The 8,361-nt window shown below is 42.9% G+C and carries 2 protein-coding genes; one reads left to right on the top strand and one right to left on the bottom strand.

Annotation, left to right across the window (positions count from 1 at the left end):
- On the bottom strand, positions 1-6,801 hold a 6,801-nt coding region (locus tag A4E54_RS04470; protein ID WP_286724650.1), incomplete at its 3' end, for a GLUG motif-containing protein.
- Positions 6,802-7,238: 437 nt separating this feature from the next.
- On the opposite strand from A4E54_RS04470, the gene A4E54_RS04465 reads away from it, so the two are divergent.
- A complete protein-coding gene (locus A4E54_RS04465; protein WP_240084051.1) occupies positions 7,239-8,357 on the top strand; it encodes an Ig-like domain-containing protein in 1,119 nt (372 codons plus the stop codon).
- The last annotated feature ends 4 nt before the right edge of the window (positions 8,358-8,361 follow it).

Genomic DNA, 8,361 nt, shown 5'->3' with positions numbered 1-8,361 from the left:
ATACTGGTTGTATGCGAAGGAGGTTGTTGCTGTGCCGCCGTATGTCGCTCTGCTGACACTGAGCGGGTTGCCTTTCGTGTCATAGGTATAGGTGGTCGCATATCCCGCCGCGTCGATTACCTGGGTGGGATTGTTTAAGCTGTCGTAGGTGTAAGTGGTAATATAATTCAGCGGGGCCGGGTCTGTCTTTGTCAAAATATTTCCCATGGCGTCATAAGTGTACGTGGTTGTGTTGCCGTTTTTATCGGTTTCACTGGTTCTGTTATAGTTTTCATCAAAGGTATATAACTGCGTCAGGTTTTGCGGATAATCTATTTGAATTATCCTGTATTTATCATCGTAATAGAAGTATGCCGTATTGCCGTTGGGATCGGTCATGGCATTTTTTCTCTCCGTGGGGTTGTAAGAAAATAATGTTACATTTCCCCTGGCGTCTTCTTGTCTGATAACACGGGAATCCACATCGTATTCGTTTATTACTTCATTGTTGCCTTTCGGGTCGGTGATCGTGGTCAGGCCATATTGCCCATAGGCAAAGGATGTGCTGCCTCCATTAAGATCCTGTACGGAAGACAGATTGCCATCAGTGTCATAGCTAAAAACAACCGTTCTCCCGGCCGGGTCGGTAATTCTGATTAACCGGTCGTTGGTATCATATTCAAAATTAAGGGAACGCCCGGCTGGCTCGGCGGCGGTTGTTAATAATGATCCGGTATATTGCATGGTAATTAAGTTATCGTTTTTATCGGTAATATTTGTCAACCTGCCCTGTGAGTCAAAAACATACTCGGTTTGATTCTTGAAGGTAAGGACATATGTCCCGTCAGTGTTTTGGCTGAGATTTTCGAAGCAGCCGGTCGGACGGCTATATGAGCCGTTTTCATAAGTAAATAGGAACATGTGCCCGTCAGGGTATTTAACTTCAACGGAATTGTCCTCGTTCACTGTCAAATAAGTATTGTAATTATGCTGCCATCCTTTCCCTAAAGGACCTGTATAATCGTCACGGGAATTGTAATACCTGGTGAACTCAAGAGGAATCCTGGCAGGTATATTCAGGTCGGTATGGTCGTATATAAAGTTGCCTGTTGCCGAGTTGACCGGGTCGTTGCAAAATGCATCAAATGACGGCCGGCCTAAACTTTTCTTAAAATCAATATTTTCTTCTTCAGGAGCGCGTAACCATATATAAGGATAAGTGACGCCTTCATCCATATACCATATATGCACAAAATCCCAACCAACAAATGTTGCTTGTTGTTTCATCTCCTCGGTTGTCTTAGCCCCAGTGCCTGTAGATATTCCGGCAACAGTTGAATCATAATAGGAACTTATGAAGGTAGCACCGTCCGCCAGTCCATAAACGCTCGAATTCCCAGCAACTGTTCCGGCGAAATAACAGCGGGTTATTACCGGTCTTGGAGATGTACTTGTATTAATATAACCAGCCAAACCGCCAACATGACCGTAACCATTCAACGGCAGTATCGCGTAAGAATCGGTTATGGTGCTGGTAGATCCCGCGCTGCCAATTATTCCGCCTATTTTACTACTGCTTGAATTAATTCCGGTACCACTGTCCGCGTTCAGTACGGCAACTACGCTAATATTGAAATAACTGCCGTTTCCAACCAACCCACCAACACTACTTAAACTTGTATCTACCGATTTAACCGTCAAGGTTAAATTCTTAATAATTGCGTGATTACTGGAAGTCCCTTTGACACTATCAAAAAGACCTCTTGTAATGGATGTCAAGTTCTTAATAATATATCCATTTCCGTCAAAATTGCCATGGAAGTCGGGAACTGATGTCCACGTTGTATTGTCTAAGTCAATGTCATTACCTAATTTATAGAAAGCGTATATATCATATCTAATATTATTAAGCTGTTGGGCAGTTGTAATTATATACGGATCAGCAGACGTCCCCGTCCCGGAAGGCACATCACTGGTATTTATACTGGTCACATTTACAGGTTTTTCTAAGTTTCTCAGGTAAGGATAAGAACTACCTTCGTCAATTGCCCAGGTATTGGTAAAGTCCCAACCGATATAAATTGCCTCATGAGTCATTCCTGAGGTCAATTTCATTTGCGCTTTATCAGCTGGGTCGATTCCGGCAACCACGCCGTTGTAATAGGAACTGGTGAAAGTGGCACTGTCTGTCAGTCCATAAACACTCGAATTTCCAGTAACTGTTCCAGCGGAATAACAGCGGGTTATTATTGGATTCGTACTTGTATAACCAACTAAACCGCCAACGTAGCTGGAACCATTTACCGGCAATATTGCGTATGAATCGGTCATGGTAGTGTTAGATCCCGCATTGCCAATAATCCCGCCTATATTCGAACTGCTTGAGTTGATGCCAGTGCCACTATCCGCATTCAGCACGGCACCTTTGCTGATATCAAGATAACTACCGCTCCCAACTAACCCACCAACGTTATTTGCACTTGTATTTACTAATTTAATCGTTAAGGTTAAGTTCTTAATTATCGCGTGATTACTGGCTTTTCCTTTGACACTATCAAAAAAACCTTTTGTAGTGGAGGTTAAGTTTTTAATACCATATCCGTTTCCATCAAAATTGCCATGGAAGTCAGGAATCGATGTCCACGTCGTACTGTTTAAATCAATGTCATTGCCTAATTTATAGAAAGCGTAAATATCATACCTAATATTATTAAGCTGCTGGGCAGTGGCAATTATATACGGATCAGCGGAGGTTCCCGCCCCGGAAGGCACATCACTGATGTTTATGATGGTGACGTTTACAGGTTTTTCAAACTTTCTCAAGTAAGGATAAGAACTACCTTCATCAATTGCCCAAGTATTTGTAAAGTCCCAACCAGTATAAATTGCCTGATGAGTCATTCCCGAGGTCAATTTCATTTGCGCTTTATCAACGGGGTTGATTCCGGCAACTACGCCGTCATAATAGGTACTGGTGAAATTGGCGCTGCCTGCCAGCCCGTAAATACTCGAATTACCAGTTACTGTTCCGGCGAAATAACAGCGGGTTATTATTGGACTTGTGCTTGTGTAGCCAACCAAACCGCCAACTTTGCTGGAACCATTCACCGGCAGTATTGCGTAGGAATCGGTTATGGTAGTGGAAGTTCCCGCACTGCCAAGTATCCCACCTATATTGGTTTTGTTTGTATTAATTCCCGTACCACTGTTTGCATTCAGCACGGCAACTTCGCTGATATCAAGATAACTGCTGCTTCCAACCAGCCCGCCAACCGTACTTGAACTGGTGTTAATTGAATTTACAGTTATGGTTAAGTCCTTAATTGTCGCGTGAGCACGGGAAGTCCCGGTGACACTGTCAAAAAGACCTTTTGTAGTGGAGGTTAAGTTTTTAATGCTATATCCGTTTCCATCAAAATTACCATGGAAGCGGGGAATCGGTGTCCACGTTGTACCGCCCAAGTCAATGTCATTCCCTAATTGATAAGAAGCGTAAATATCATCTCTAATATCATTAAGCTGTTGGGCAGTCGTAATTATATACGAATTAGTTCCCGGCGCAGTGTCTGACCATAAATAAGGATAAGTAACACCTTCATCTATATTCCACAAATTATCAAAATCCCAACCGATAAATGTAGCTTTTTGTTTCATCTCCTCGGTTGTTTTCGCTCCGGTACCCGTAGATATTCCAGCAACCGTTGAATCATAATAGGAACTGGTGTATGTGGCGCTGCCCGCCAATCCATAAACACTCGAATCTCCGGCAACTGTACCAGCGAAGTAACAGCGGGTTATTATTGGACTTGTGCTTGTATAACCAACTAAACCGCCAACTTTACTAGAGCCATTCACCGGCAGTATGGCATAAGAATCAATAATGGTAGTGGCAGTTCCCGAACTGCCAAGTATTCCGCCTATATTTGTTTTGCTTGCATTAATTCCCGTGCCGCTATCCGCATCCAGCACGGCAACTTCGCTGATATCAAGATAACTGCTGCTTCCAACCAACCCGCCAACTGTACTTAAACTTGTATCTATTGATTGAATAGTTAATTTTAAGTTCTTAATTACCGCGTGAGTACTGGAAGTACCGGTGACACTATCAAAAAGGCCTTTCGTAGTGGATGTTAAATTTTCAATACCATATCCGTTTCCGTCAAAATTGCCATGGAAGTCAGGAATCGATGTCCACATTGTACCGCTTAAATCAATGTCATTGCCTAATTTATAAAAAGCGTAAATATCATACCTAATATTATTAAGCTGCTGGGCAGTTGTAATTACATACGGATCAGCAGATGTCCCCGCCCAGGCAGGCACATCACTGGTATCAATACTGGTAACGTTAATAGGTTTTTCTAATTTTAACAGGTAAGGATAAGAACCACCTTCGTCAATTGCCCAAGTATTTGTAAAATCCCAACCGGTATAATTCACTTGGTAAGTCATTCCCGAAGTCAATTTCATTTGCGTTTTATCAACTGGGGCGATCCCGGCAACTACGCCGTCGTAATAGGAACTGGTGAAAGTAGCGCTACCCGCCAGTCCGTAAACACTCGAGTCTCCAGTAATTGTTCCGGCAAAATAACAGCGGGTTATTATTGGACTTGTGCTTGTACTACCAACTAAACCGCCAACGTAGCTAGAACCATTCACAGGCAGTATTGCGTAAGAATCGGTTATAGTAGTGGCCGTTCCCGAACTGCCAATTATCCCGCCTATATTTGTTTTGCTTGCATTAACCCCAGCACCACTGTCCGCGTTCAGCACGGCAACTTCGCTGATATCAAGATAACTGCTGTTTCCGACCAAGCCACCAACAGTACTTGAACTTGTATTTACCGAACTAATCGTTAAACTTAAGTTCTTAATTATCGCGTGAGTGCTGGCAGTCCCTTTGACAGTATCAAAGAGACCTTTTGTAGTGGATGTTAAGTTTTTAATACCGTATCCGTTTCCGTCTAAATTACCGTGGAAGTCAGGAACCGGTGTCCACATTGTACTACCCAAGTCAATGTCATACCCCAATTTATAAAAAGAGTAAATGTCATATCTAATATTATTTAGTTGTTGGGCAGTTGTAATTATATACGGCTCGGCAGACGTTCCCGCCCCGGAAGGCACATCACCGGTGTTTATACTGGTGACGTTTATGGGTTTTTCTAAGTTTCTCAGGTAAGGATAAGAACTGCCTTCGTCAATTGCCCAAGTATTTGTAAAATCCCAACCGGTATAATTTACCTGATGGGTCATTCCTGAAGTCAATTTCATATACGCTTTATCAACGGGATCGATTCCAGCAACTACGCCGTTGTAATAAGAACTGGTGAAAGTAGCGCTGCCCGCCAGTCCGTAAACACTCGAGTCTCCAGTAATTGTTCCGGCAAAATAACAGCGGGTTATTATTGGACTTGTGCTTGTACTACCAACTAAACCGCCAACGTAGCTAGAACCATTCACAGGCAGTATTGCGTAAGAATCGGTTATAGTAGTGGCCGTTCCCGAACTGCCAATTATCCCGCCTATATTTGTTTTGCTTGCATTAACCCCAGCACCACTGTCCGCGTTCAGCACGGCAACTTCACTGATATCAAGATAACTGCTGTTTCCAACCAAGCCACCAACAGTACTTGAACTTGTATTTACCGAACTAATCGTTAAACTTAAGTTCTTAATTATCGCGTGAGTGCTGGCAGTCCCTTTGACAGTATCAAAGAGACCTTTTGTAGTGGATGTTAAGTTTTTAATACCGTATCCGTTTCCGTCTAAATTACCGTGGAAGTCAGGAACCGGTGTCCACATTGTACTGCCCAAGTCAATGTCATACCCCAATTTATAAAAAGAGTAAATGTCATATCTAATATTATTTAGTTGTTGGGCAGTTGTAATTATATACGGATCAGCGGATGTTCCCGCCCCGGAAGTCACATCACCTGTATTTATACTGGTGACGTTTACGGGTTTTTCTAAGTTTCTCAGGTAAGGATAAGAACTGCCTTCGTCAATTGCCCAAATATTTGTAAAGTCCCAACCGGTAAAAGTCGCTTGGTGCACCATTCCCGAAGTCAATTTCATTTGCGCTTTATCAACTGGGGCGATTCCAGCAACTATGCTATCGTAATAGGAACTGGTGAAGGCAGCAGTGCCTGCCAACCCATTAATACTCGATTCTCCAGTCACAGTACCAGCAAAATAACAGCGTGTTATAGTAGGGCTTGTATTTATATGGCCTACTAAACCGCCAGCGTCACTGGAACTATTTACCGGAAGTATTGCGTAAGAATCAGTTATAGTAGTGGAAGTTCCCGAAGTACCAAGTATCCCGCCTATATAGGTATTGGTTGAATTAATTCCAGTGCCGCCGTCCGCGTTCAGCACGGCGACTTTGCTGATATCAAGATAACTACCGCTTCCGACTAACCCACCAACCGAACTTAAGCTGGTGTTAATTGATTTCACAGTTAAGGTCAAGTTCTTAATTGTCGCGTGAGTGCTGGCAGTCCCGGCGATACTATAAAAAAGACCTCTTGTGGTAGATGTTAAGTTTTTTATTCCATATCCGTTTCCGTCTAGATTACCTTTAAATCCAGTAATCGGTGTCCATGTTATACCGTTTAAATCAATGTTGTTTGCCAACTTATAGGAAGCAGTTAGGTTATTTCTAACAGCATCCAGGTCACCAGGCGTTGTAATAATGAAGGGATCAGCGGTTGTACCACTACCAGTCATGGCTTCAGCAGCCGGAAGATGTAATAATGCGGCAAAATAAAACAGTGATAATAACAGAATTGCTTTACTAAAACCCCTTAGAACATTCAAGAAGTGCCAACCTCCTTGTAAAAGTAACTTATTTAAATTAATTAATTTTGTAGTAATTATGGTTAAGTTAAGTTAATATAGATAAAAATGTTACAAATTCCAATATAATAATAAAAGACTAATTATTAATAATAAATATGTCAATAGCCTAATAATAAGACAATTTGACATATAGTGTAGTATTATGTCGATTCCCGTTAAGAAAACACCGTTTGTTTCATTCATCAGGTAAAAAGCAATGGTATATATGTATGTGGATTATGTGGTGGACTGCAGGGACTATGGTTGGCTTTTGTAAGCAGTGTGCGGTAAAAACCATGTAAATTTTTCATCATCCGCCGGTACAGCCTTCATAGAATGGATGTCTTATTAGCTAAACAAATATTGTTCATTGTCAAAAATTATGGCATAATTCTAACGGGAGGTTCGCTATATCCATGAATTTTGGCAGCCGCTTGAGGCAGATTAGAGAAAGCCAGATGCTTTCAACATCCAAGCTATCCAAACAATCCGGTCTGAGTCAGTCTTTTATCTGGAGAATTGAATCCGGAGAAAAGCAGCCGACCCTTGAGACCCTTAGAAAACTATCACAAGGGCTGGGGATGAGTTTAGGCGAGTTGCTCGGTGAAGAGTTGCTGAGTGAACCTGAATCGCTAAAGATCAACCGGATTATCGGCAATATAAGAAAACTTCCGTCCGAACAGGTGGACGCGCTTGATTTGTTTATCGCCTCGCTGTCAACCGGATATGCGGCTGGGGAGAATCCGTTAACCCTGCAGGCGATTAAGCTTAACCACTCTGCTGAGGATGGCTTTGAAATTGAGGTGGTCTTCTCCGCCAATGTTTCCGCCATCATGGATCACCGGATCCCGGATGGCACGCAGAGGAATATGGCGGGCTTCCATCTATTTGACGAGGGGATGAAAGAATTGCCTATCGATGTCATCCCCGGAAACAAAAGAATGCTCGGGCGAAAAGCTGAAAGAACCTTTGTTGTCAGGCCCCGGACCCGGCTTAACGACGGCAGGGCATATAAGTTGAACATATCCAGGCTCTTGCAGGCCAACAACTACAAATATCTGAAGGAAAACCACACGATCATGTTTTCAACGCACGAAATCATAGATATCACGCCCTTTAACAAGAAACTGTGCGGCGATTATCTTTCATTCGCACTGGACAGCAGCAATATAGCGCCCGGCGACGAAAATATTCCGGTTAATATGGATATCAAGCTGACTTTTTCCAACAACGTCATTACGGACACGGTGCGGGACCACAATATGCAGTGCTTCTCTTTGGAGAACAGCAAAAAACAACCCGTCGAGATAGATGTGATCATGGCTGAACCGGGTGACAGTTCCGAGAAGAAAAAAGAAATCATCATCCATCCCAAGCATGGCTTACAGAGCAATACCGTGTATGTCCTGACAATCTCCGAAAATCTTCAGGCCGGCAATCAAAAGCTGTTGGGAACCGACAAAATTATCACTTTCACCACCGGCGGCGCAAGCATCAACGGTACCGGTGAACAAGATTGCTCATCGATTGCTTAGATGG

The organism is Pelotomaculum sp. PtaB.Bin117 (assembly GCF_002067195.1).
In the GTDB taxonomy this organism is placed as follows: domain Bacteria; phylum Bacillota; class Desulfotomaculia; order Desulfotomaculales; family Pelotomaculaceae; genus Pelotomaculum_D; species Pelotomaculum_D terephthalicicum.
This window is presented reverse-complemented; position numbering and strand designations above follow the sequence as displayed.

What these genes read in the sequence shown, in the direction of transcription:
- A4E54_RS04465 (WP_240084051.1), top strand. Translation starts at nt 7,239, where the DNA reads ATGAATTTTGGCAGCCGCTTGAGGCAGATTAGAGAAAGCCAGATGCTT.